Origin of the sequence: Pseudomonas sp. PDM15 (genome assembly GCF_014851565.1) — a bacterium.
Classification (GTDB): domain Bacteria; phylum Pseudomonadota; class Gammaproteobacteria; order Pseudomonadales; family Pseudomonadaceae; genus Aquipseudomonas.
Map to the genome: position 1 here is coordinate 606,566 of NZ_JACVAA010000002.1, position 23,196 is coordinate 629,761.

Genomic DNA, 23,196 nt, shown 5'->3' on the forward strand with positions numbered 1-23,196 from the left:
CGCTAGCGGACAGACCGCGCCAACCACTCTGCGCAGACTTGCCTCCTAAGCTACGCCATCCCGTTGCCCCACTGCGCGCTCCCGCAGGTCGCCGAAAACAGACGTGGCAGGTCAAGGAAACAATGCCCAGCACATGGCTCCGCAACTCGTCGCGCCTGCGCAGTACGCCTCGTAAGTTTGCCTACGAGCCCGTCTTGCGTGCCGAACTGTTCAGCGCAGAGCAAATGGCAAGCCACGGCCACCTTCTGGCCAGGCAGCACCAGCTCAGCCCACGCTCGGCCTCCGCGGCTTTGCTGGTACGCCTCGACGACAACGAGGCGCTGCTGGTGCACAGCTGCGCCATGCTCGGCGAGGTACCGCCGGCCACACGCCGCGCCACCCCGGCGGCGGAATGGCTGCTGGACAACTTCTACCTGATCGAGGAGCAGATCCGTACCGCGCGCCAGCACCTGCCCAAGGGCTATAGCCGCGAGCTGCCACGCCTGGCAGGTGGCCCGTCGAGCGGTCTGCCGCGGGTCTACGACATTGCCCTGGAAACCATCTCGCATGGCGACGGCCGGGTCGACAGCGAGAGCCTGAGTCGCTTCATCGTGTCCTACCAGTCCGTCACGCCGCTGACCCTCGGCGAGCTGTGGGCGATTCCGATCATGCTGCGCCTGGCGCTGATCGAGAACCTGCGCCGTGTGGCCTCGCGGGTAATGGCCAACTGGGACGACCGCAACCTGGCCAACGACTGGGCCGACCGTCTGCACGAAACCGCCGAGCACGACGCCAAGAGCGTGCTGCTGACCGTCGCCGACATGGCCCGTTCGCAACCGCCGCTGACCAGCTCGTTCGTCGCCGAGCTGGCCAGGCGCCTGCAGGGGCAGAGCGCGGCGCTGATCCTGCCGCTGACCTGGATAGAACAGACGCTCGGCGAAAGCGGCCTGAACATCGAGCGCCTGGTGCAGCTGGATGCCCAGCAGCAGGCCGCCGAACAGGTGTCCATCAGCAACAGCATCAACAGCCTGCGCAAGTTGTCCGCCATCGACTGGCGCAGCTTCGTCGAGAGCATGAGCCGGGCAGAACAGGTGCTGCACGAAGACCCGGCGCAGATCTACCCGCACATGGACTTCGCCACCCGCGACCATTACCGCCATGTGATCGAACGCCTGGCCAAGCACTGCGCGCATAGCGAGGAGACGGTAGCCCGCACCGCCATCGAGCTGGCCGCCAATGCCAGCGCAGGGGTCTGCAGCCACGTCGGCTTCTATCTGCTGGGCCCAGGCCTGGGCGAACTGGAGCGCCGGATCGAGGCCCGTGTACCGCTGACCGAGGCCTGGCAGCGCCTGCTGCGCAGTGCGCCGCTGACCTTTTTCCTCACCCCGGTGTTCACCCTCAGCCTGCTTCTGGCCTGGCCCTTCCTCGCCAGCGCCCAGGCCAACGGCGTGAGCGACGGCCTGCTGGCCCTGCTCGGCGTGCCGGCCCTGCTGATGACCAGCTGCCTGGCCCTGGGCCTGGTCAACTGGCTGGTGACCCTGACCGTGGCGCCGCACATCCTGCCGCGCCTGGACTACAGCGGCGGGATTCCCGACCAGGCGCGCACCCTGGTGGTGGTACCCACCCTGATGGGCTGCGCGCGGGATATCGAGGAACTGGTCGAAGGCCTGGAAGTACGCTTCCTGGCCAACCGCGACGCCAATCTGCACTTCGCCCTGCTCACCGACTTCATGGATGCACCGAGCGAGGTGCTGGAACAGGATGCCGCCCTGCTCGTGCTGGCCCGCCAGCTGATCGAGGCGCTCAACCACAAGTACCCGCCAGTCAGCGCCGAACGCTTCTACCTGCTGCATCGCCCGCGCCGCTGGAACCCCGCCGAAGGCGTGTGGATGGGCCATGAACGCAAGCGCGGCAAGCTCGCCGCGCTGAATGCCCTGCTGCGCGGCCAGGGCCAGGAACAGTTCGCCCTGATCGTCGGCGACATCGCCGCCCTGCCGCCGGTGCAGTACGTGATCAGCCTGGACACCGACACCCAGCTGCCGCGCGATGTCGCCCGGCAACTGGTCGGCGCCCTTGCCCACCCGCTCAACCAGGCGGTGTTCGACCCGGTGCGGCGCCGCATCAGTAGCGGTTACGCCATCCTCCAGCCACGGGTCGGCATCAGCCTGCCGAGCACCGCGCGCTCGGCCTATGCCCAGCTGTTCGGCAGCGACGCCGGAGTCGACCCCTATACCCGCGCCGTCTCCGACGTGTACCAGGACCTGTTCCAGCACGGCTCGTTCATCGGCAAGGGCATCTACGCGGTGGATGCCTTCGAGCAGGCGCTGGAAGGCTGCTTCCCGGACAACCGCATCCTCAGCCACGACCTGATCGAAGGCTGCTACGCCCGCTCCGGCCTGCTCAGCGACGTGCAGCTGTACGAGGAACACCCGGCCCGCTACAGCGCCGACTGCAAGCGCCGGCACCGCTGGATCCGCGGCGACTGGCAGTTGCTGCCCTGGCTGCTGCCGTGGACGCCGAAGCCCGCGGGTGGCCTGCAGCGCAATCGCCTCGGCGCGCTGGCGCGCTGGAAGATTCTCGACAACCTGCGCCGCAGCCTGGAGCCGGCGGCCTTTCTCGCCATGCTGCTGTGGGGCTGGTTCGCTATCGACCAGGCACTGCTGTGGACCCTGGCGGTGCTCGCCCTGGTGCTGACCCAACCCTTGCTCGGCACATTGCTGGAACTGCTGCGCAAACCCCATGACACGTCCTTCGGCCAGCACCTGCAGGCCGTCGCGCGCATGGCCGCGCTGCATTTCGGCCGCGCCATGCTGGCGCTGGTATGGCTGCCCTTCGAGGCCCTGTTCAGCCTGGACGCCATCGCCCGCACCCTGTGGCGCATGTTGCTCAGCCGGCGCCACCTGCTGCAGTGGAGCCCCTCGCGCGAGGTGGAGCGCAGCAGCCGCAACGATCTACCCGGTCTGTACCGGCTGATGTGGGTCGCCCCCACGCTGGCGCTGGCCTGCGCCGCACTGCTGGTGTCCAGGCCCACGGTCCTGGCGCTGGCCAGCCCCCTGCTGTTGCTGTGGCTGGCCAGCCCGGCGATCGCCTGGTGGCTGAGCCGCCCCAGGGCCCGCGCGAGCTTCGCGCCTTCCGCCGAGGAGCTGCGCTTTCTGCGCAACCTGACGCGCAAGACCTGGGCCTTCTTCGACCAGCATGTCGGCCCGCTGGACAACTGGCTGCCGCCCGACAATATCCAGGAGCAGCCGAGCCTGGTGATCGCCCACCGCACCTCGCCCACCAACATAGGCATGGCCCTGCTCTCGCACCTGGCCGCCTACGATTTCGGCTACCTCAGCGCCGGCCGCCTGCTGGCGCGTCTGGAGCAGTCGCTGAGCAGCATGGCCAGCCTGGAACGCCATCGCCGGCACTTCTTCAACTGGTACGACACCCAGACCCTCAAGCCACTGCCACCGCATTATGTGTCGACGGTGGACAGCGGCAACCTGGCCGGCCTGCTGCTGACCCTGCGCCCCGGCCTGCTGGAGCTGGCGGACCAGCCCCTGTTCACACCCCAGCTGTTTACCGGCCTCGTCGACACCCTCTCGCTACTGCGCGAGGCGGTGGTCGACGCGCAACTCGACGAACGTGTCCTGCGCGACGTTCAGGGCGAACTCGATAGCGCACTGGCGGCGCCGCCACAGAGCCTGGAGGCGGCCGCCCTGCACCTGCAACGGCTGCTCGAGTGCAGCCGCCTGCTGCGCCAGACCCTGCACCCGGCGCAGGGCGGCGCTGGCGAACGCTGGCTGCAGGCTCTGGTGGCGCACTGTGAAGACCTGCATGACGAGCTGCAGCAGTTCCGCCTGCCGCCACTCGGCAGCGGCCAACAGCCGGCGCAGGCGACCTGGCAGCAGCTGACGCAGCTGGACAGCACCCAGTGGCCCGCCGCCGACCAACCCCGCGTGCAAGCGGTACAGCGCTGCGCCGGCGAGCGCATCGCCTGCGCCGAGCGCCTCGCCTGGCAAGCCGGCGATCTGGCAAAGATGGACTTCGGCTTTCTCTACGATCCGCAGCGCGACTTGTTCGCCATCGGCTACAACGCCGAAGAAAACCGCCTGGACGCCGCCTACTACGACCTGCTGGCCTCCGAGGCGCGGCTGACCAACTTCGTGGTGATCGCCCAGGGCCAGCTGCCCCAGGAAGGCTGGTTCACCCTCGGCCGCCTGCTCACCAGCAACGCCGGCGTGCCGGTCCTGCTGTCCTGGTCCGGCTCGATGTTCGAGTACCTGATGCCCATGCTGGTGATGCCCAACTATCCCGGCACCCTGCTCGACCAGACCTGCCGCGCCGCCGTGGCCCGGCAGATCCAGCATGGCAACCAGCTGGGCCTGCCGTGGGGCGTGTCCGAGTCCGGCTACAACACCCAGGATGCCCACTTCAACTACCAGTACCGCGCCTTCGGCGTCCCCGGCCTGGGCCTCAAGCGCGGGCTCGGCGAGGACATGGTGGTCGCTCCCTACGCCTCGGTCCTGGCCCTGATGGTCGACCCGCAAGCCGCCTGCCGGAATCTGCAGCGCCTGGCCACCGAAGGGCTGGCCGGCACCTTCGGGCTGTACGAGGCAGTCGACTACACCCCGTCACGCCTGCCACGCGGGCAGAGCGCCGCGGTGATCCACTCGTTCATGGCCCACCACCAGGGCATGAGCCTGCTGGCGCTGGCCCATGTGCTGCTGGACCGGCCGATGCAGCGACGTTTCGAGTCCGACCCGCAGTTCCAGGCCACCGCCCTGCTGCTGCAGGAACGCATCCCGAAAACCGCCGCGCAGTACCTGCATGCCGCCCACTCGCCTGCCGCCGACGCGGCCGCACGGGTCAGCGAGACCAAGCTTCGGGTATTCACCGACCCGGATCGCCGCCGCCTGGCCGTGCAGCTGCTGTCCAACGGCCGCTACCACGTGATGCTTAGCAGCGCCGGCGGTGGCTACAGCCGCTGCGACGGTACCGCCGTGACGCGCTGGCAGGAGGACACCAGCCGCGACCACTGGGGCATGTTCTGCTACCTGCGCGATGTCGCCAGCGGCGATTTCTGGTCCGCCGCGCACCAGCCGACCCTGCGCCGCACGGCCGGCTACGAGGCGATCTTCACCGATGCCCGCGCCGAGTTCCGCGTGCGCGAGCGCGACTTCGACAGCCATACCGAAATCGTCGTCTCGCCCGAGGACGACATCGAACTGCGCCGCCTGCACCTGACCAACCGTGCCCGCGTACGGCGCAGCCTGGAGCTGACCAGCTACGCCGAAGTGGTGCTCGCCCCGGCCATCGCCGATGCCCTGCACCCGGCCTTCAGCAAGCTGTTCGTGCAGACCGAGCTGGTGCCGGAGCTGCAGGCGATCCTCTGTTCGCGCCGGCCACGCTCGAGCCATGAGAGCGTGCCCTGGATGTGCCACCTGCTGGCCGCCCACGGTGTGGACATCGACACGATGTCCTACGAGACCGATCGCGCGCGCTTCATCGGCCGCGGCCGCAGCGCGGCCCGCCCGGCTGCGCTCGACATCGGCGTCGACAACCTGTCCGGCAGCGCCGGCTCGGTGCTCGACCCGATCGTGGCGATTCGCTGCCGGATCAGTCTGGAGCCCGGCCAGACCGCGATCATCGACCTGGTCAGCGGCATCGCCGAAACGCGCGAAGCCTGCCTGCAACTGGTCAACAAGTACCGCGACCGCCACCTGGCCGACCGCGTGTTCGGCCTGGCCTGGACTCACAGCCAAGTGCTGCTGCGCCAACTCAACGCCTCGCAGGCCGATGCCCGACTGTTCGAGCAGATGGCCGCCTCGATCCTCTATGCCAACGCCGCGCTGCGCGCCGATGCCGGCGTGCTGCTCGGCAACCAGCGCAACCAGTCCGACCTCTGGGGCCAGGCGATTTCCGGCGACCTGCCGATCGTCCTGGTGCAGATCGCCGACCCGGCCAATATCGAACTGGTCCGCCAACTGGTGCAGGCCCACGCCTACTGGCGGCAGAAAGGCCTGGCGCTGGACCTGGTGATCTGGAACGAGGACCAGGCCGGCTATCGCCAGCAGCTGCAGGACCAGATCATGGCGCTGGTCACCTCCGGCAGCGAGGCCAGCCTGGTCGACCGACCGGGCGGCATCTTCGTCCGTCCGGCCCAGCAGCTGTCCACCGAGGACCGCGTGCTGATGCTCGCCGTGGCGCGCCTGGTACTCAGCGACAGCAATGGCAGCCTGGCCGAGCAGGTGCACCGACGCGCCAGCGAGCAGGCCCTGCCGCGCTTCAATGCGGAGCTGATGCGCACGCCCCGGCGCCTGCCGGCCGGCCCGCCACCCGGCAACCCGACGCTGTTGCTGGGCAACCCCTACGGCGGTTTCAGCGCCGATGGCAGCGAGTATGTGATCCATCTGGGCCAGGGCGTCAGCACCCCGGCGCCCTGGTCCAACGTGCTGGCCAACCCGCAGTTCGGCACGGTGATCAGCGAGAGCGGCGGTGCCTATACCTGGAGCGAGAACGCCCATGAATACCGCCTGACACCCTGGCACAACGACCCGGTCGGCGATGCCAGCGACGAGGCCCTGTACCTGCGCGACGACGACAGCGGCCACTACTGGTCGCCCACTCCGCTGCCACGCCCCGGCACGGGGGGCTACACCACCCGCCACGGCTTCGGCTACAGCGTCTTCGAGCATGACGAGGACGGCATCCACAGCGAGCTGTGGGTGTACGTGGCGCTGGATGCCTCGCTCAAGTTCTCGCGCCTGAAGGTGCGCAACCTCTCGGGTCGCCAGCGACGCCTGTCGGCGACCGGCTACGTGGCCTGGGTGCTCGGCGACCTGCGCGAGAAATCGGCCCTGCACGTGGTCACCGAGCAGGACCCGGTCAGCGGCGTGCTGTTCGCGCGCAACGCCTACTCCATCGAGTTTCCCGGCCGCGTGGCGTTCTTCGATGTCGACTCGCCGGCGCGCAGCGTCAGCGGCGATCGCAGCGAATTCCTCGGCCGCAACGGCAACCTGAATGCTCCGGCGGCGCTGGCCAAGCCGCGCCTGTCGGGGCGCACCGGCAGCGGCCTCGACCCGTGCGCGGCGATCCAGGTGGCCTTCGAGTTGGCCGACGGCGACAGCCGGGAGATCGTCTTCCGCCTCGGCGCCGGCCACGACGCCAAGACGGCCGCGCACCTAGCCCTGCGCTTTCGCGGCGACAGCGCGGCCAGCACCGTACTCGACCAGGTGCGCAGCCACTGGCGCACGACCCTGGGGGCGATCCGGATCAGCACGCCCGAGCCGGCCGTCGATGTGCTGGTCAATGGCTGGCTGATGTACCAGGTGATCGCCAGCCGCTTCTGGGCCCGCAGCGGCTATTACCAGTCCGGTGGCGCCTACGGCTTCCGCGACCAGCTGCAGGACAGCATGGCGATGATCCATGCCAGCCCGGCCGCCAGCCGCCAGCATTTGCTGCTGTGCGCCGCCCATCAGTTCAGCGAGGGCGATGTACAGCACTGGTGGCATCCACCACTGGATCGTGGCGTTCGCACCGCCTGCTCCGACGACTACCTGTGGCTGCCCCTGGCCACCAGCCGCTATGTACGCATCAGCGGCGACCACCGCGTGCTCGACGAGCCAGTGGGATATATCGAGGGCCGCGCCCTGAATGCCGGTGAAGAGTCCTACTACGACCTGCCGCAACGCTCGTCCCTGCAGGAAAGCCTGTACCAGCACTGCGTGCGCGCCATCGAGCACGGCATGGCCCGCGGCGCGCACGGCCTGCCGCTGATCGGCTGTGGCGACTGGAACGACGGCATGAACCGCGTCGGCGAACAGGGCCAGGGCGAAAGCGTGTGGCTGGGCTTCTTCCTCTACGAGGTATTGCAGCAGTTCTCCGCCACCGCGCTCACCCGGGGCGACGCGGCGTTCGCTCAACGCTGCATGGAGCAGACCGCGCTGCTGCGCAGCAGCCTGGAGGAGCATGGTTGGGACGGCGCCTGGTACCGCCGCGCCTACTTCGACGACGGCACCCCGCTGGGCTCGGCGAGCAATGAAGAATGCCGCATCGACTCCATTGCCCAGAGTTGGTCGGTGCTCTCCGGTGCGGCTGCGCCAGAGCGCCAGCGCAGCGCCATGGACGCGCTGGAGAAACATCTGCTGCGCCGCGACCTGGGCCTGGTGCAACTGCTTGATCCTCCCTTCGACAAAGGCGCGCTCGACCCCGGCTACATCAAGGGCTATGTGCCCGGCGTGCGCGAGAATGGCGGCCAGTACACCCACGCCGCCGTGTGGGCGAGCATGGCCTTCGCCGGCCTGGGCGACAGCGTGCGCGCCTGGGAACTGCTGCGCCTGATCAACCCGGTCAATCACGGTAACGCGACGACCATCGAGCAGTACAAGGTCGAACCCTATGTGCTGTCCGCCGATGTCTATGGCGTGGCGCCGCACGCCGGGCGCGGCGGCTGGAGCTGGTACACCGGCGCGGCGGGCTGGATGTACCGGCTGATTGTCGAGTCGCTGCTCGGCCTGCAGCGCAACGCCAGCAGCCTGCATCTGCAACCGGTGCTGCCGGCCGATTGGCCGGGGTTCAGCCTTGACTACCGCTTCGGCACCACGCTGTACCGCATAACGGTGGTGCAGCAGGCCGATGTCGTCCCGTCGCTGTATCTGGATGGCGTGCTGCTCGGGGGTATTGAATGTCCGCTGGTGGACGATGGCCATGAGCACCACGTCGAGCTGCGCTGCCGGCCAAGCTAAGCGCCGCAGCCACGATATAGGACTGTCTGCCCCGCTACGTTGGTGATCGCACAGACAGCAGACACTGGACTGGCCAGGCTGGAGTCTCGACCGTCGCGTACGGTTGCCAATCAGGAACAGCACCATGCATAGCTACCAACGCGACATCGCAGGACTCTTCGTTCGGCGCGAATTCGCCGAAACCGCCCAGTCCAAGCTCATGCAAAAGGGCCTGCGCAGCGATCAGTTGCAGATCACGGCCATCAACAACCACAGCCCACCCGCTGCCGATGCTCTGCAGGTCAGCCGCGGCAGCCAGATCAACTTCATGCTCTATACCGTCATCGGCGCGAGTGTCGGTTTTGCCATCGGGCTGCTGGTGGAGTTCGTGCTGCTGGTAAGCGACACCATCCCATTGAATATCTTCTCGGTCACCAGCCCTGCGATGTTTGTTGGGTGGTGCATTCTAGCCGGCACGTTTCTTGGCTGCGCCGCAGGTACGGCAAATCTTTGGCAACCCTTTCAGAGCGAAGATGAACGGGATGTGATGCTGGTGGCGAAGACCCATACCGAGGGAGAAACCGCTATCGCCCGTGAAGTGATCAAGGCCTCGGCGGATCTGTACAAGGAAACCGACATGAGTCTCGAGAGACAAGCCGAGGTTGCTAGGTAACTCGGTGCGACAACTGCGCTCATCCCGCGTCACCTGACCGATCGCTATCGCTCCCCGGCCTGTGTCGTGGCGATCAGGCTCAGAAACGGAAGCCTGTTCGGCGGGGATGCAGGTCAACAATTTCCAAGCGCCTGGCTACCAGACCATAAGGAGGCCCGACCTCTTCCGCGACACCATCTCGGGTTTCGAACAGGTCGCGTCTATGCAGGCTCAATGCATAGGCTTCCCAGGCCCTGGCTTGCTGGCGCGCTGCCGCCAGCTCCCGAGACGAAAGGTCCAGCGCCGCTACCAGGGCGGTTACCGCCAGCATCGCCAGGGCTAAACCGAAGGCGAGCATTGGCGCGCGGGAGTGTGCGTTCATAAATTCGCTCCGACTAACCAATCGCTAGAAGGCGCGGCACAGGCTGCCGCGGCACATACCGATAAGTTGAAAATCAACACCCGTAAGTCAGTACCGACTCCACGCTCAGCATTGACCTACACATAACCCTCAGCGCGCCCAGACAGCAGGCCGAGAGGCGCCGCCCAATCCTTCAATCAACGAGGGGCTCGACCAGTTCAACCCAGGCGCCGCCTAGCTCGAACCGGTAGCTCCGTATGTGCGGCAGCACGATGCATGGGCTCTCTTGGATCGGCTTAGCTATCCATCAAGTCATCCTGCGGATCGCGAGTGGCCCGCTCTCGCCTATCACGCGTGAGGGGGGGCGATTCGTGCAGCTCGCCTGGTAGCGGCAGGCGGGTGGACTCGTCGCTACTTGGCTGCGTGGTATCGGACTCAGGGGTATGCGGCTGGTCATCTGGGTTTCGCGGCCGCCCTGGTTCTCGGGGCTCGTACATAGTCACCTCCAATGAGTGCTCCGTGGGTACGCAAGGACGCACCCTGGGCAAGGACGGTGACAGCAAATAGAGCGCCCGTCCGTACGCTAGCGCGCATAGGTCATGCGCCCAACAGCGTTGGCTATCGCACAGACAGTCAGGTCGCAGGCAGCCCAGGCTGTGCGCTTCAATACCGGCCTATTCGCCGACCAGCCACAGGAGCTAACCATGCAAGCGCAAAACCAATTGCCCAAATCGGGCAACAGTAGCGACAAGTCCGCAACCACCGCCCCCATGCTCGCGCAGTCCGGAGTTTCCCGTGACTTTCACAATCTGCTCGCAGACATCGAGGATCTGATCAAGGGGGCTACTTCACTTACCGGCGAGGAGCTGACCGAGGCCAGAAACAAACTCAATACCCGCATCGCCCAAGCTCGAGCGGCGGCTCAGGACATGAGCGACAGCGTGGTGCAGCGGGCACGTCAGACAGCCACCGTGGCCAACGAGTATGTTCATGAACAGCCTTGGAAAGCGCTTGGCGCGGGCATCGCCATCGCCTTTCTGCTCGGCTTCGTGATGGCGCGACGTGGGTAGACTGCCGTGAGAGAGTGGAGGCAATGTGCGAGAGCCCACCATGGCACCGCAATCGCTACCTGACAGCCTGGCACTCGAGCTAGTGTTTCAACCTGCGACTGCCCCGGGCAATGGGTGCTGCAATGCCTTCAACCAGCTTTCGAGGTTACTGGAAACACGCTGCGGCTGCTCCAAGGGTGTCAAATGACCTGCCTCCTCGATTTGCGCCAGTTGCGCCCCCACAATTGCCGACTGCATTTCAACATGCAGCGCGGGCGGCGTGATGGCGTCCTCTAGACCACACAGCAACAGCGTGGGACATACGATCTGCCCCAGGCTAGCACGGCTATCCATACGCCCGAGCATGGCCAGTTGCTGACGAATGAAGACTTCGGGGCCAAGGCTTTCGGCCATCGCCGTGACCACCTGCACCAGTGCAGCATCCTGCTGGTGCAGGGGGTGCAGCAACCTGGGCGGCAAGCTGGCAACGAACGCGGAAAAGTCCTGTTCGGCCTGGCACATCGCCTTCACCCTGGCCCGCTTGCTCTCGGAGTCGTCGGCGTGCGCGCTGGTATCCAGCAGGGCCAGCGCGAGCACCCGCTGCGGAGCCTGGCGCATGATCTCCAGGGCGACATAGCCACCGAGGGAAAAACCCGCCAGGACAAAACTCTGCCCCTGCACCTGAGCCAATGCGTCCTGCGCCAATTCCTCCATGGAATCGGCCTGGCTCAGATCGACCACAGCGACATGCGCCACGTCTGCCAACGCAGCAACCTGGTGCTGCCACAGGCGGGCGTCACACAGCAGCCCCGGCAAGAGAAGAAGATGCGGCTTGTTCATGGCGTACCTCAAGGAGTTAGCGAACCTCCGCCGCGGCGAAGGCGATGAGCACTACTTTCCCCCGGCTATGCCCCAGACACCGTTCGCTAGCGCACGCTATGCCGGCAGTGTTGGCGAACGTACAGACGAAATATCGAGAGCTCTCTAACCTGCAGCCTCGACCAACACTGATGAATGGCCCCAAGGAGCAGCACATGCACAACTACCAGCACAGTGTCTCAGGCGCCTTCTCTCGGCGTGATCTCGCGGAAAGCGCACTGTCCCAGCTGATTCGACGAGGCCTGCGCAGCGAGCATCTGCACATCATTGCCGTCGACGCTACGGATACGGCAAAGGCAGGGGCACTGGTCAGTCACCACGCCGCGCTGTTGCGCTTGCTGCGCTATGGCATAGTCGGCACGGCCGTTGGTGTCGCTTGCAGTGTGCTGTTGGAGGTGGCGCTATTGCTCGGCGACTCTAACCCATTGCAGGCTTGGCTGCTGCTCGGCCCCGCGATGCTGATCGGCTGGGGTGCGCTTCTGGGCGCACTAGTGGGCTGTGCGGTCGGTGCGGCAATCATCTGGCAGCCGCTGCAGAGCAGTGCCGATGAAGACGTGCTGCTGGTGGCACAGACACACAGCGTGCAAGAAACCTCTATCGCCCGCAAAGTGCTCAAGGCCGCTGCCGGTCGCTGCCAGGATGTCGATATCTACACCACCCGTAGCGGTGGAGCTGTTGGTTCAAATGAGCCCGAGAAACAGTAGGGCCAGCATGACAATCACCATGACTCCCAGCCCACCACTCGGCCAGTAACCCCAGGTGCGACTGTATGGCCAGTTGGGGATGACGCTCATCAGCAAGCCGAACAGTAGAAGCAGTAAAAGGACACTCAGGTTCATGGAGTTCCCCTTGCGGTGGAGGGATGGGTTAGCTGCCGTCCGGTCCTTGGGCCGCAACTCCTCATGCATCAGCATGAACGCATGCACCTGGCCAATCTGTACGCAAGCGCACGCAGGGACGCCTTCTCTCTGCGGAGCAGTGCAGCTGGTCGCGTGGGTTTTGCGCTGATGAGGACGAAAGCTCATTCGCATGCTGCGCTCGATGGCCAAGGTGCACCGACAGCGCGAAGCAGGAGGGACAGGTACCGCGGTAGCCAAAAGCCACACCGACGCCCAGACGAACGACGGTGCAGGTCATGGGATAGGGTCTTGTAGAAAACAGCTTGTGCTCTAGCCCCTGCGACAGATCCAGGTCGACGAGCTAGAAGTCTCCCGACGAGACTGACCCACTATCCTTGCTGGTGTCGGCGCTCATTGGTTCTGGCTGGACTCAGGAGTTCTTCGATTTCTCACTAGAGCCTTGGACTTCGCCCTGGGCAAGCTTCTTCTCCTCCCGCTCGCCCTTGGCACTAGGCTGCGGAGCATTCTGCTTCTGCGGCCCCTGGTTGGCTCTGTACTGCTGACTGTTGCCAGAAGCCCCTCCGGAGCTTTTTTCCAGCGTCTTGGGACTGCGTGGCTCGTTCGGCTTGTTCATGGTGACCTCGGTTGGAGCATGGTGCCTGCGATATGCCGGCACCGAGGGAGGACGATGACAGTCCGGACCGTAGCGGTCGGTGCGCTAACGCGCTTAACACCACAAACGTTAGCGCTCACTGAGCGTCAGCAGGATGTCCGCATACCAGGTGCAGTTGAGTCACAGCGCCTCGCCCTGGATACGGTCGCGGCTGCCCAGGTCAATACATGCTGAGTGGATACCGAGCAACAGCCATGGCAACTCACCCAGGCCATTGCGTGCTACAGGCGCCCGCATCACTACCGGCGCGCCACTGGTGCCACGGTGTGTACGCGCAGCGGTAAGGAAGTAGCCCTAGCCCTGAAAGCTCAGACCGAAAGACGAAGCAAGCACTGCATGGCGAACCACGGGCATGTGATGCAGGTTGTCGTGGAAGCCCAGCGGGAAGCCCACTACCAGCAGCGTGCTGCCTACTTCGACAGGAGCGCCAGACCATTGAAGATGCGCAGGCGTATCTCGACCAATGCCACATCGATGGCACCTGCCGCGTCCAGCCCTTCGCGCCACAGGCTCTGGCCATCACGATACAGCGGTACAGAGAAAGCGCAGGAGCCCCCCATGTCATCTGGGTCGCTGTGCACGTCGATCTCTATGCGTTCAGGGAAATGCCGGCTCGACTCACCCATCAGCATGCCGATTGGTTACCAAGAACAGTGCTGGTCGCGGGCGAAGAAGAAGCCGCTGGCATTGGTCAGCAATGCGCTCCCCCGCGTAGGTGCAGATGCGCACGCTGCCGAGCAGCAGGGGCTCGATCACTGGCATGGCGCTGCCCCTTCCCTGTCGCGCCGCCGATACCACTGCATCAGCGGCCTGACCGACGCCCCATGCAGCAGGATCGAGGCGGCCACGGTGAGCAGCGTCAAGCTGATTAGCTGCTCTGCCAGCTCACCCGAGACCCCCGTGTTCAAGGCGAACATCAGGTAGAAGAGCGATCCGATACCACGAATGCCGAACCAACAGATCATGCTGCGCTGATGTCCAGCCAGCGGCTCACCAAGCGTGCCTAACACCACCGCAATTGCACGCATAGGCACGAACAGCAGCGCAATCAACCAGAATGCGTCCAGGCTGGGACGGGTGTAGGCCAGCATCACACCGATCAGCAGTACCAGTGCCAGCTCGGCGAGGCTTTCCAGACGATCGTTGAAGCCTTGCACGGCGTGACTCATCGCCGCGCTTGCATGATGAGAGTGAACGGCTAACTCGCCTTCCCCATGCTCAGCCAGGTCCGGTCCCATACCGAGCGATTTGCTGCCGGCGCGAGGCTGCTCCTTGACCCGCTGTAGTGCCAGCCCTGCAGCAAACACGGCGAGGAATCCTGAAGCCAGAGACAGTTGCGCTGCACCGTAGGCCATTGCGATCAGCCCCAGCGAGAGGAACTCATCCAGACCGACGGCAAGGTGATGGCGGGTGCGCAGATAGACCACAAGCTTGCCGATCGACGCCCCCGCCAATGCGCCAATAAGCAGGCCTCCAAAAGTGGCCCAAGCCAGATCGACCAGCCACCAACGCCAACCTCCGACGCCCAGTTCGTGTAAACCCAACAGGCCAAGGCCGAGCATGACGAAGGGGAAAGCCGTGCCATCGTTCAGTCCGCCCTCTCCAGAGAGGCTGAAGCGCAACCGATCCTGGTTGTTGCTGAGCGTGGTCTGTACGCCTGAGGCCAAGACCGGGTCGGTAGGCGCCAGAATGCCACCGAGCAGCACCGCAGCGCCCAGCGGCATGTCCAGCAGGTAGACGCCAACTAGCGTCACCAACCCAACGGTGAGCGCCATGGAAACGAGCGCCAGACGCAACGGCAGCCCCCAACGCTTGTCGCGCAGCGGCACCGCCCCCATGTTCAGCCCCACTGCGAACAGGGAAATAAGCAGCGCTATCTCAGCGCCCCACAGGAGCGCTGAGACATGGAGTGCTGGATCCAACTGAACAATGTCCAGCCCGAAAGGGCCGAAGGCGAACCCGACAGCCATGTAGATCATGGCACTGCTCAGCAGCAAGCGGGCCAATAGTGTCCCCGCCAAAACCATGGTGATAAGGAGGATGCCAAGCAACAACGACCAAAAGGCGACAGACATGGGGTTGGCTCTGGGGGAATGGAGCAAATCTGTCTTGAGCATCCGCCTAGTTGGCCGGCTTGGCTATCGCTGCTTGCGGCGGACCACGGGCTCGGCTTGGCGCATGCAGTACAAGCTTGTGTGATGAGAGGCTGGCCTAGGTGGTGTAGCGCACCGACAGGCGCAGTCGCCGCTGACATGCTGACTACATCCATCCGCATGCAGGCAATCACGCCTGGCCAGATCAGGAGAGACACGAATGAACAGCACCCCTGCAGAGATCATTCGGATGAACTGGGGGCACGTGGCCCGCTATGCACACATAGCCTGGGATCAACTGACGCTTTATGAACTGGCGCGGACCCAGGGCGATGCCCAACAACTGACGGACCTGGTGCAAAGCCGCTATGACATGCCGCGCGAGGATGCCCAGAAGCAGGTAATGAGCTTCTTCGAACGACACCGCAACGCCTGACTAGCAACAACACGCCGGAAACCCGGCCAGAGGGTATCAGCATGCTTTTTTCCTACTTTGCCGTGTCACGTGATTCGGGCAACATTATCCACATCACCATGCGCAGCAGTCCGCCAGCCGATACGCGCACCGTGCGCTACTGCTATGCCTCGATCGCCAACGTAAATCGCTACCACACACTGCACAACTCGGGGCAGGATCTCATCAGCCTCAAGAACGTAGCCTGACTCAGATGTTCAGGGCGCAGCGCCAGCACTAGTGTTCCCTGTGCATGAGTATTCGCATCGGCTCCGACGCTAATTCGCATGCGTGATTCGCGTTCAAAATCGACACTACCACTGCTTTCAAATCGCCAGTCAATCGCACGACTCCGACAGCCAGTCGCATTCCCGACACCTACCGCGTCCTCCGACAGCAGTTCGCATCCTCGACAGCCTGCTTTGCCCGCTCCTAGGACAGCCAATCTTCAAGCGATGCGGGGTTCATTCCACAGTTCCCAGAAGCGGACGTAGGCGAAAGGTAGCTACCGGCCAAAAGCGGACTGTCAGGGGGACGGTACGACCAGTGCCAATTAGCACTGGTCGCTTACCATCGCTGGATCAACCGGCCGTAACGGTCATGCCTCCGTCTGCCATGACGACCGATCCGACGATGAAGCTGGCCCGGTCTGAGGCGAGAAATGCCACGACCTCGGCAATCTCCTCCGGTTGAGCCGCGCGGCCGATGGGGGCGGCCTCGCCATGCTGCGCCAGGAACCCTGGGCCATCCTCGACCACGTCGTTGAGGATGTTGGTGATGACGTCGCCGACGCCGATGGCGTTGACCCGGATGCCGTACTCGATGGCCTCGAGTGCCAGGGTGCGAGTCAGCTGAGCCAGCGCACCCTTGGAGGCGGTGTACGCAGCAATGGTCGGGAAGGCGAAGTAGGAGGCATACGAGGCGATGTTGATGATGGCGCCCGACTTGTTGGGCATCATTGCCTTGACCGCCTCGCGGGAATGCAGGAAGGCCGCGGTGGCGTTCACCGCCTGGATACGCTCCCAGTCTTCGCGCGTCATGTCGATCACCAGCTTGTTGATGATGATGCCGGCGTTGTTGACCAGGATGTCGAGCCGGCCGAACTTCTCCACAGCCAGCCCGACGGCACGCTCGGCGGCCCCGTCAGCCGTGATGTCGGCCACCAGCGGCACCAGCCCTGGGCGAGCGAGTTCCTCTACGGCGGGATTCAGGTCTTCGGCAATGACCTTGGCACCCCTCGTGTGCAGCATCAGTGCGATGGCCTTGCCGATGCCGCTGGCTGCACCGGTCACCAGTGCAACCTTGCCTGCGACTTCTTGAATAACGCTGTGGTTGATAACAGTCATGGTGATCTCCTTCGTCACGAGCCGGCGAGAAATTCGCGGCCCAGCACCCCTAGGCGCTGTCGTTTTCGACGGGCTCACTGTCTCGCACTGCAATGAGTCGAGCTTTAGCGTAATTGCCTGCGATGTCGGAGTTTTGCGCTGAACTGCTCCTGTCGCAGAAGGGCTGCTGCGCCTGCCTGTCACCTGCGGTGCCAAGCGAGTGTTCATGGCTTGTCGACGAGTCCGGGATAAGATGGGCTAAACGTTCGAGGGAATAGAAATGATTGCAGAGCCGGGCACCCCTACGCTGGACCAGTTGCGCGTATTTCTTACCGTGGTAAACGAGGGCAGCTTCGCAGGCGCCGCGCGCAAGTTGCATCGAGCGACTTCGGTGGTGAGCTATTCAATTGCCAATCTGGAAATGCAGCTCGGCGTCAGCCTGTTCGATCGCAAGACCACCCGCAAACCTCAGCTGACAGACGCAGGGCGTACAGTTCTCGCCGAGGCGAGGACCATCTACAACGGCATCGATGGATTACGGGCCAAGGTGCGCGGCCTCCTGCACGGATTGGAAGCCGAGGTGCACCTGGTCCTCGACGTGATGTTGCCCAACGAGCGAGTCGTGGACGCGCTCAAGGCGTTTCGCGAAGAGTTTCCGACGGTGGCGCTGCACCTGCACATCGAGGCCCTGGGCGCGGTGACTCAGCGTGTACTCGAGCGCAGGGCAACGCTCGGAGTCAGCGGTCCATTGGCCACCAGCATCAGTGGTATCGAACGGGTCGCGGTGGGCAAGGTAGCCCTGGTTCCGGTGGCTGCCCCCAGCCACCCGTTGGCTCAGCAGAGCACAAACCAACCCGGGGCGGGGCGCTCGCATGTGCAGCTGGTCCTCACCGATCGCTCAAGACTCACCGAGGACCAAGAATTCGCCGTGGTGGCAACGCACACCTGGCGCCTGGCCGACCTGGGCGCCAAGCATCTACTGCTGCGCGAAGGCATCGGCTGGGGGAACATGCCGATCGACCGGGTACGCGACGACCTCGAGAGCGGGCGGCTGGTGCAACTTGACCTCCCCGACTGCCCTGGCGGCGACTACGTGTTCGATGTCATCTACCGAACCGACACCCCTCCAGGCCCCGCGGCCAGGTGGTTGATCGAGCGCTTCAAAGGCCAGGCAGCCGACACCTGACTGTTCCAGAAAATAGAACCTAAACCCCAGAATTAGCTATCTATTGTTGAATGATTGGCCGTGCGAGATTGGCTCCATCGCAGCCCACACGCTGCTCTTCACATCAATGGAGGCTCTCATGGCTAAGGTTCTGGTTCTTTACTACTCCTCTTACGGTCACCTGGAGACGATGGCCCATGCGGTGGCCGAAGGCGCCCGCGCGGGCGGTGCTCAGGTGGACGTAAAGCGCGTGCCGGAAACGGTTCCCGACGACATCGCCAAGGCAGCGCATTTCAAGCTGGATCAAGCCGCGCCAGTGGCTACAGTCGCCGAGCTCGAACACTACGATGCAATCATCGTGGGTACTGGCACCAGCTTCGGTCGTATCAGCAGCCAGATGGCAGCCTTTCTAGATCAGGCCGGTGGTCTCTGGGCCCGTGGTGCACTCAACGGCAAGGTCGGGGGAGCTTTCACCGCCAGCGCGACCCAGCACGGCGGCCAGGAAACCACGCTGTTTTCGATCATCACCAACCTGCTGCACTTCGGCATGACTGTCGTAGGTTTGCCCTATAGCCACCAAGGGCAGATGAGTGTTGCGGAGGTGGTCGGTGGCGCACCCTATGGCGCAACCACCATCACCGGCGGCGACGGCTCGCGCCAGCCTAGCGAAATCGAACTGGATGGCGCCCGGCATCAAGGCGAGCTCATCGCCAAGACCGCCATCAAGCTGTTCGGTTGATCACACCTGACCCTTTGCCTTAAGCGAGCGCCCGCCATGACAGCCGAACAGCTGCTGCATTTGCACTTCGAAACTTTTGTTGACGATCATGAGCGCTGGAAAACGCTGATCGCCGACGACCTGGTCTGGGAGCTGCCATTCGCCCCGGCGCTTGGTCACCCGGCCCGCCTGGTCGGCCGCGAGCGGGTACTCGACCATGTGGGCTGGTTCGTTGGCGCGGTGGAAAACTTCCGCTTCCATGACCTGCAGATACACCCGGGCGCCAACGCTGCTGAGGCGAGCGCTGAGGTCAAGGCTGAAGGGCTCATCAAGCCGACGGGACGTATCTACCAACAGGATTATGTGCTGTTCGTGCGTGTCGAAAACGGCAAGCTGGCTTTCATCCGCGAATACTTCGATCCAGTCCGGGCTGCGCTCGCCTTGGACGCGCCCATCGTTGGGCTTGCCGACTGACCGCGGCAACCTGCTCGGAAACATCGCGCTGCGTTACCCTAACGGTGCCGCCCCTCCGCGGGGCATTGCCGATGGAGAACCTGTGGGCCCTCCCGAGTCTGACGAGCGCGCTGCCCGCGGTCACCAACGCATCGCCGCCGAATCGATGCCGCAGCACCTACCGGGCCAGCCTCGCCTGGTGCCGGCGCGCCCGCATTTGCAGGACGCCGTGATGCAACTGTACAGCCATCACACCGTTACCGAGCCGGTACTGGTGCCTGCGGTTGTGGAGCCATTACTGGTGCTGGTCTTGACAGGATCAGCCAGGGTCGAGGAGCGCTCACTCGGTGGGCAATGGCAGGCGGCAGAGGTGCAGGCCGGAGATTTCTTCCTGACCAGCACCAGCGAACCCTATGAGATGCGCTGGCAAACCCACGGCGCTGACTGCTTCGAGGTGATGCACCTCTACCTGGGCCTGCCGCTGATCGAGCTGGCCGCCCGCGAGGTGCTGGGTGATCAGGAAAGGTCAGTAAGGTTTGTCGATATCTCCGGTGCCCGCGATGAGCGGGTGACCAGCATGCTGCAGCAGATTTGCACAGAGCTGGTCGACCAACCCCAACCCAGTCCTTTGCTGGTGAACTGCCTGGCGCAGGCGTTGGCGGTGCATCTGGTGCGCAATTACCTGGACCCGCTTAGCCAAACGCGTAGAGCCAATGCGCTGCAGGCGTACAAGCTTCGCCGTGTGGTCGAGGCGATGCACGAGCTCCTTGCCGAGGATTTCAGCCTGGCTCACCTGGCGCGGATCGCGGACCTCAGCGAATACCACTTCAGCCGGATGTTCAAACGCGCCACCGGCCTTTCACCCTCCCAGTATTTCATCCGTCTGCGCATGAACCGCGCCCGGAGTCTGCTGCTCGAGACCGACCGGAGCGTCATCGACATCGGCCTGGAGGTCGGGTATTCGAGCCCGAGCCACTTCTCGCAAGTGTTTCGCCGGGAGGTGGGCGTCACCCCCAGCGCCTATCGGCAAACCTGAGCCACGCCAGAAACCTCAGAGATTCTGCGGCAAGAATCGCTCACTCAAATCGAGGGTTCGACCGGCAACGCGGAACTGTCCTTGCCCTTGGTAGTGCAAGGTGGCCGGCTCGGTGACGTTCGAGGCTACATGCCCCTTCAATACTTCCCAGATGAACAGACCGTACTCAGCAATCTGGCTGTCGTCGACCAAGCGGCACTCGAAGCTCGCGTAGCATTCCTCGATGAGGGGCGCCTTCACCCGCGTCGCAGGCACCGCCGTCAGCCCACAGACTTCGAACTTGTCCCTGGATCTGCCCGAACTGTTGCCCACGGCGACGACGGACTCGACCAGCTCGGCGGTCGGCACGTTGATCACACATTCTCGGCTGCGGCGGATCAGCTCATAGCTATGGTTGCCTTCCCAGATGTAGCAGCCGAATAGCGCAGGCCGGAACTGCATCATCATGTGCCAACCCATGGTCATGATGTTGCGGTCACCTCGCCAGCTGGAGGTGACCAGGACTATTGGTCCCGTTTCGAGATGGCGTCGGGTTTCGACCAGCGGAAAGTCGGTTTTTTGGTAGCTGCGCATGCTCGGCTTCTCTACTTGAAAATGGAGAGCCAGACTCCCACCGTGCCTCCGTCTTTTCTGTCGCGGGCCTGCCCGGCCTGTCGGGAAATTGCGGGCAAAAAGAAGCCGGGCGTCTGCCCGGCTTGTGCCCTTCTGGGTTTGGATCGGATCAGTGACGCGCGTCGAGAACCAGCTTGCCGCGCGTATGCCGCGCCCAGCTTTTGCGCAGTGCGCCTTCCGCTTGAGACAACGGCAGAACCTCGATCTCGATCATCAGCTCACCGGAGTCGAATTGCTCAGCGATCTGTTGCAGCTGGGCTCCATCCGAACGCGTAGCGAAATGCTTGCCGGAGGCACCCAGCGCCTCGGCTTGCCTGGCGTCGGGCTGGCTCACCGGGGATACCAGCACACCACCTGGTTTCAGCACGGACCATGAGCGCGTCTGGGTGTCACCACCGACCAGGTCTAACACCACGTCCACGGCGTCGACCACGGACTCGAATGACGACTGGTTGTAGTCGATCACTTGCGAGGCGCCCAGCGAACGCAGGTAGGGATGGTTGCCGGCTGATGCGGTGGCAATCACGTTGGCCCCGGCGTTTCGCGCCATCTGCACGGCCATGCTCCCGACACCACCCGCTGCACCGTGAATCAGAATCCGCTGCCCAGCCGATAACCGGGCATGCTCGTGCAGCGCCTGCCAGGCGGTAAGCGCGGCGGCTGGAACGCCGCTGGCCTGCAGGGAGGACAATCGGTTCGGTTTACGGGCCAGACGATCGGCGCTGGCGACCACCTCCGTGGCGTAACCACCGGCGATTCCAATGAAGCCGAACACCTCGTCACCCACGGAGAAGCTAGTAACGCCCTCACCGATAGCCGCCACACGACCTGCGACTTCCACGCCTGGCGTGTAGGGCAACTGCAGCGGAATGAAGGCCTTCATAGCGCCGGAAAGCACCTTCCAGTCGATGGGGTTCACGCCGCTGCCAGCCACTTCGATCAGCACTTCGCCCGGGCCGGGAACTGGCGAAGGAGTTTCTTGGAACAGCAAACCTTCCGGTTGACCGTATTGCGCTACGCGAATCGCTTTCATGTGTCACCTCGGGAGTGGGATTGAGCTACCGGGCTTGCAGCCGCCGCGGTTGCCGGGGTGAGGAAAGTCTGTGCGCAATCGTCTTTTCAAAAAAGACGTCTAATTTCGACGAATATATTCAGCTATTTAGAAAAGCCGCTCCGTGATGCATACATGGCGGGCGCGACCAAGTGGAGCAGCTGTCAGGTCAATGAATCTTGAGGTTCGCCGCCAGGAAGTCCATGAACACTCGGACACGCGTAGGCAATCGCCCCCCTTGCCCCACGTAGACAGCATGGACCTCGGTTTTCCCCGCGGGCATGTAATCCTCCAGCACCGGCAGAAGGCGACCTGCCGCCAGATCCTGCGCGACCTGACAGAAGCCAACGCGCGCAACGCCGAGCCCCAGGAGCGCCAGGTCGCGAACGCCGTTGCCATCACTGACTCGAGCGTTGCCCGCTACTGGCACAGAGATCGCCTCGCCATTCTTGTTCCTGAAGCTCCACTCCATCGAAGGCTGGCTGAATGTGAACCCCAGGCAGTTGTGAGCCGCCAGCTCCGCTGGCACCTGCGGGATGCCGTGCGCGTCGAGATAGCTGGGTGATGCCACGACCAGGGTTCGAGTCTCGCCCAAACGCCTGGCCACTAGGTTCGAGTTCTTGAGCGGGCCACTACGGATCGCCACGTCCACCCGGGAGCTGATGAGGTCGACCACCTCATCGCTGAGGAAGACCTCTATTGACACCCCCGGGTGGTGCTCGAGAAACACGTTCAGCAGCGGCAGCAGATACAGGCGACCAATGTCCACGTTGCAGTTGATCCGCACGGTGCCCTGAGGCGCCGAACTGGCTGCTGCCTCCTGCTCCGCCTCATCGAGCGCGGCCAAAATGGTCAGGCTGCGCTCGTAGAAGGCAGCCCCTTCGGGAGTCAGCAGTTGCCGACGGGTCGAGCGATTCAGCAGGCGAGCCCCAAGCCTGTTCTCCAAGCGAGAGATCAATTTGCTCACCGCAGAGGGGCTCATCGCGCAGCTTTTGGCCGCTGCCGTGTAACCGCCGTCCTCGACGACCCTGACGAAGACGCTCATTTCGGCGAAGCAGTTGATGTCTAGCCGTCTCATATGAATTCAAGTCACAAATTGTATGCCTGAGGACCGGCTATATCGGCCGGATCATCGCTCTTACGCTGTTT

The 23,196-nt window shown here is 64.0% G+C and carries 20 protein-coding genes; 10 read left to right on the top strand and 10 right to left on the bottom strand.

Annotated elements, in window-relative coordinates; all coding sequences use genetic code 11:
• Positions 1–122: 122 nt before the first annotated feature.
• Both IB232_RS07000 and IB232_RS07005 read left to right on the top strand, forming a co-directional pair.
• On the top strand, positions 123–8,708 hold the full coding sequence (locus tag IB232_RS07000) for a GH36-type glycosyl hydrolase domain-containing protein (RefSeq protein WP_192397796.1): 8,586 nt from the start codon (positions 123–125) through the stop codon (positions 8,706–8,708).
• A gap of 124 nt (positions 8,709–8,832) precedes the next feature.
• Entirely contained in the window at positions 8,833–9,360 is a 528-nt protein-coding gene (locus tag IB232_RS07005) for a hypothetical protein (RefSeq protein ID WP_192397797.1), read from the top strand.
• Between the two features lie 79 nt (positions 9,361–9,439).
• On the opposite strand, the gene IB232_RS07010 is transcribed toward IB232_RS07005, so the two are convergent.
• The gene (locus IB232_RS07010) at positions 9,440–9,721 is read right to left on the bottom strand and encodes a hypothetical protein (RefSeq protein WP_192397798.1); all 282 of its coding nucleotides are present in this window, start codon (positions 9,719–9,721) and stop codon (positions 9,440–9,442) included.
• Between the two features lie 683 nt (positions 9,722–10,404).
• Here IB232_RS07010 and IB232_RS07015 point away from each other — a divergent pair.
• Positions 10,405–10,770, top strand: a complete 366-nt coding sequence (locus tag IB232_RS07015) for a DUF883 family protein (RefSeq protein WP_192397799.1) — start codon at positions 10,405–10,407, stop codon at positions 10,768–10,770.
• Between the two features lie 87 nt (positions 10,771–10,857).
• Here IB232_RS07015 and IB232_RS07020 read toward each other — a convergent pair whose 3' ends face one another.
• Positions 10,858–11,589, bottom strand: coding sequence for an alpha/beta fold hydrolase (locus IB232_RS07020; protein WP_192397800.1), 732 nt, complete (start codon positions 11,587–11,589; stop codon positions 10,858–10,860).
• 194 nt (positions 11,590–11,783) lie between these two features.
• On the opposite strand from IB232_RS07020, the gene IB232_RS07025 reads away from it, so the two are divergent.
• Positions 11,784–12,332, top strand: coding sequence for a hypothetical protein (locus tag IB232_RS07025; protein WP_137972081.1), 549 nt, complete (start codon positions 11,784–11,786; stop codon positions 12,330–12,332).
• On the opposite strand, the gene IB232_RS07030 is transcribed toward IB232_RS07025, so the two are convergent.
• The 4 genes from IB232_RS07030 to IB232_RS07045 all read right to left on the bottom strand — a co-directional run bounded on the left by IB232_RS07030 (position 12,309) and on the right by IB232_RS07045 (position 15,215).
• Positions 12,309–12,542, bottom strand: coding sequence for a DUF3309 domain-containing protein (locus IB232_RS07030; RefSeq protein ID WP_225592162.1), 234 nt, complete (start codon positions 12,540–12,542; stop codon positions 12,309–12,311). The two genes, IB232_RS07025 and IB232_RS07030, sit on opposite strands and share 24 nt — an antisense overlap.
• 355 nt (positions 12,543–12,897) lie before the next feature.
• Positions 12,898–13,101, bottom strand: coding sequence for a hypothetical protein (locus IB232_RS07035; protein WP_192397801.1), 204 nt, complete (start codon positions 13,099–13,101; stop codon positions 12,898–12,900).
• Between the two features lie 449 nt (positions 13,102–13,550).
• The gene (locus IB232_RS23470) at positions 13,551–13,772 is read right to left on the bottom strand and encodes a hypothetical protein (RefSeq protein ID WP_225592163.1); all 222 of its coding nucleotides are present in this window, start codon (positions 13,770–13,772) and stop codon (positions 13,551–13,553) included.
• Between the two features lie 120 nt (positions 13,773–13,892).
• Positions 13,893–15,215 carry a cation:proton antiporter gene (locus tag IB232_RS07045; RefSeq protein ID WP_192397802.1) on the bottom strand — a complete coding sequence of 441 codons (1,323 nt, stop codon included), beginning with the start codon at positions 15,213–15,215 and terminating at the stop codon, positions 13,893–13,895.
• A 238-nt stretch (positions 15,216–15,453) separates the two neighbouring features.
• Here IB232_RS07045 and IB232_RS07050 point away from each other — a divergent pair, with 238 nt between their 5' ends.
• Both IB232_RS07050 and IB232_RS07055 read left to right on the top strand, forming a co-directional pair.
• On the top strand, positions 15,454–15,669 hold the full coding sequence (locus IB232_RS07050; protein ID WP_225592164.1) for a general stress protein CsbD: 216 nt from the start codon (positions 15,454–15,456) through the stop codon (positions 15,667–15,669).
• Positions 15,670–15,710: 41 nt separating this feature from the next.
• Positions 15,711–15,896 (top strand): hypothetical protein, encoded by a 186-nt coding sequence (locus IB232_RS07055; protein ID WP_192397803.1) that lies wholly within the window; start codon positions 15,711–15,713, stop codon positions 15,894–15,896.
• A gap of 372 nt (positions 15,897–16,268) precedes the next feature.
• Here the strand turns inward: IB232_RS07055 and IB232_RS07060 are convergent, their stop codons facing one another.
• On the bottom strand, positions 16,269–17,033 hold the full coding sequence (locus IB232_RS07060) for an SDR family NAD(P)-dependent oxidoreductase (protein WP_192397804.1): 765 nt from the start codon (positions 17,031–17,033) through the stop codon (positions 16,269–16,271).
• 259 nt (positions 17,034–17,292) lie between these two features.
• Here IB232_RS07060 and IB232_RS07065 point away from each other — a divergent pair, with 259 nt between their 5' ends.
• The 4 genes from IB232_RS07065 to IB232_RS07080 all read left to right on the top strand — a co-directional run bounded on the left by IB232_RS07065 (position 17,293) and on the right by IB232_RS07080 (position 20,384).
• Positions 17,293–18,198 (top strand): LysR family transcriptional regulator, encoded by a 906-nt coding sequence (locus IB232_RS07065; protein WP_192397805.1) that lies wholly within the window; start codon positions 17,293–17,295, stop codon positions 18,196–18,198.
• A 118-nt stretch (positions 18,199–18,316) separates the two neighbouring features.
• A complete protein-coding gene (gene wrbA, locus IB232_RS07070; protein WP_192397806.1) occupies positions 18,317–18,916 on the top strand; it encodes an NAD(P)H:quinone oxidoreductase in 600 nt (199 codons plus the stop codon).
• A gap of 36 nt (positions 18,917–18,952) precedes the next feature.
• Positions 18,953–19,369 carry a nuclear transport factor 2 family protein gene (locus tag IB232_RS07075; RefSeq protein ID WP_192397807.1) on the top strand — a complete coding sequence of 139 codons (417 nt, stop codon included), beginning with the start codon at positions 18,953–18,955 and terminating at the stop codon, positions 19,367–19,369.
• A gap of 145 nt (positions 19,370–19,514) precedes the next feature.
• A complete protein-coding gene (locus tag IB232_RS07080; RefSeq protein ID WP_192397986.1) occupies positions 19,515–20,384 on the top strand; it encodes a helix-turn-helix domain-containing protein in 870 nt (289 codons plus the stop codon).
• A 15-nt stretch (positions 20,385–20,399) separates the two neighbouring features.
• Here IB232_RS07080 and IB232_RS07085 read toward each other — a convergent pair whose 3' ends face one another.
• From IB232_RS07085 to IB232_RS07095, 3 genes are all read right to left on the bottom strand, one after another.
• Positions 20,400–20,957, bottom strand: a complete 558-nt coding sequence (locus tag IB232_RS07085) for a flavin reductase family protein (RefSeq protein WP_192397808.1) — start codon at positions 20,955–20,957, stop codon at positions 20,400–20,402.
• Positions 20,958–21,105: 148 nt separating this feature from the next.
• Positions 21,106–22,029 (bottom strand): NADP-dependent oxidoreductase, encoded by a 924-nt coding sequence (locus IB232_RS07090; RefSeq protein WP_192397809.1) that lies wholly within the window; start codon positions 22,027–22,029, stop codon positions 21,106–21,108.
• Positions 22,030–22,216: 187 nt separating this feature from the next.
• Entirely contained in the window at positions 22,217–23,125 is a 909-nt protein-coding gene (locus IB232_RS07095; RefSeq protein ID WP_192397810.1) for a LysR family transcriptional regulator, read from the bottom strand.
• Positions 23,126–23,196: the final 71 nt, after the last annotated feature.

What these genes read in the sequence shown, in the direction of transcription:
- IB232_RS07060 (WP_192397804.1), bottom strand. Translation starts at nt 17,033, where the DNA reads ATGACTGTTATCAACCACAGCGTTATTCAAGAAGTCGCAGGCAAGGTT.
- IB232_RS07065 (WP_192397805.1), top strand. Translation starts at nt 17,293, where the DNA reads ATGATTGCAGAGCCGGGCACCCCTACGCTGGACCAGTTGCGCGTATTT.
- IB232_RS07085 (WP_192397808.1), bottom strand. Translation starts at nt 20,957, where the DNA reads ATGCGCAGCTACCAAAAAACCGACTTTCCGCTGGTCGAAACCCGACGC.
- wrbA (WP_192397806.1), top strand. Translation starts at nt 18,317, where the DNA reads ATGGCTAAGGTTCTGGTTCTTTACTACTCCTCTTACGGTCACCTGGAG.
- IB232_RS07035 (WP_192397801.1), bottom strand. Translation starts at nt 13,101, where the DNA reads ATGAACAAGCCGAACGAGCCACGCAGTCCCAAGACGCTGGAAAAAAGC.
- IB232_RS07005 (WP_192397797.1), top strand. Translation starts at nt 8,833, where the DNA reads ATGCATAGCTACCAACGCGACATCGCAGGACTCTTCGTTCGGCGCGAA.
- IB232_RS07010 (WP_192397798.1), bottom strand. Translation starts at nt 9,721, where the DNA reads ATGAACGCACACTCCCGCGCGCCAATGCTCGCCTTCGGTTTAGCCCTG.
- IB232_RS07020 (WP_192397800.1), bottom strand. Translation starts at nt 11,589, where the DNA reads ATGAACAAGCCGCATCTTCTTCTCTTGCCGGGGCTGCTGTGTGACGCC.
- IB232_RS07025 (WP_137972081.1), top strand. Translation starts at nt 11,784, where the DNA reads ATGCACAACTACCAGCACAGTGTCTCAGGCGCCTTCTCTCGGCGTGAT.
- IB232_RS07050 (WP_225592164.1), top strand. Translation starts at nt 15,454, where the DNA reads ATGAACAGCACCCCTGCAGAGATCATTCGGATGAACTGGGGGCACGTG.
- IB232_RS07030 (WP_225592162.1), bottom strand. Translation starts at nt 12,542, where the DNA reads ATGCTGATGCATGAGGAGTTGCGGCCCAAGGACCGGACGGCAGCTAAC.
- IB232_RS07055 (WP_192397803.1), top strand. Translation starts at nt 15,711, where the DNA reads ATGCTTTTTTCCTACTTTGCCGTGTCACGTGATTCGGGCAACATTATC.
- IB232_RS07045 (WP_192397802.1), bottom strand. Translation starts at nt 15,215, where the DNA reads ATGTCTGTCGCCTTTTGGTCGTTGTTGCTTGGCATCCTCCTTATCACC.
- IB232_RS07095 (WP_192397810.1), bottom strand. Translation starts at nt 23,125, where the DNA reads ATGAGACGGCTAGACATCAACTGCTTCGCCGAAATGAGCGTCTTCGTC.
- IB232_RS23470 (WP_225592163.1), bottom strand. Translation starts at nt 13,772, where the DNA reads ATGCTGATGGGTGAGTCGAGCCGGCATTTCCCTGAACGCATAGAGATC.
- IB232_RS07090 (WP_192397809.1), bottom strand. Translation starts at nt 22,029, where the DNA reads ATGAAAGCGATTCGCGTAGCGCAATACGGTCAACCGGAAGGTTTGCTG.
- IB232_RS07015 (WP_192397799.1), top strand. Translation starts at nt 10,405, where the DNA reads ATGCAAGCGCAAAACCAATTGCCCAAATCGGGCAACAGTAGCGACAAG.
- IB232_RS07075 (WP_192397807.1), top strand. Translation starts at nt 18,953, where the DNA reads ATGACAGCCGAACAGCTGCTGCATTTGCACTTCGAAACTTTTGTTGAC.
- IB232_RS07000 (WP_192397796.1), top strand. Translation starts at nt 123, where the DNA reads ATGCCCAGCACATGGCTCCGCAACTCGTCGCGCCTGCGCAGTACGCCT.
- IB232_RS07080 (WP_192397986.1), top strand. Translation starts at nt 19,515, where the DNA reads ATGCCGCAGCACCTACCGGGCCAGCCTCGCCTGGTGCCGGCGCGCCCG.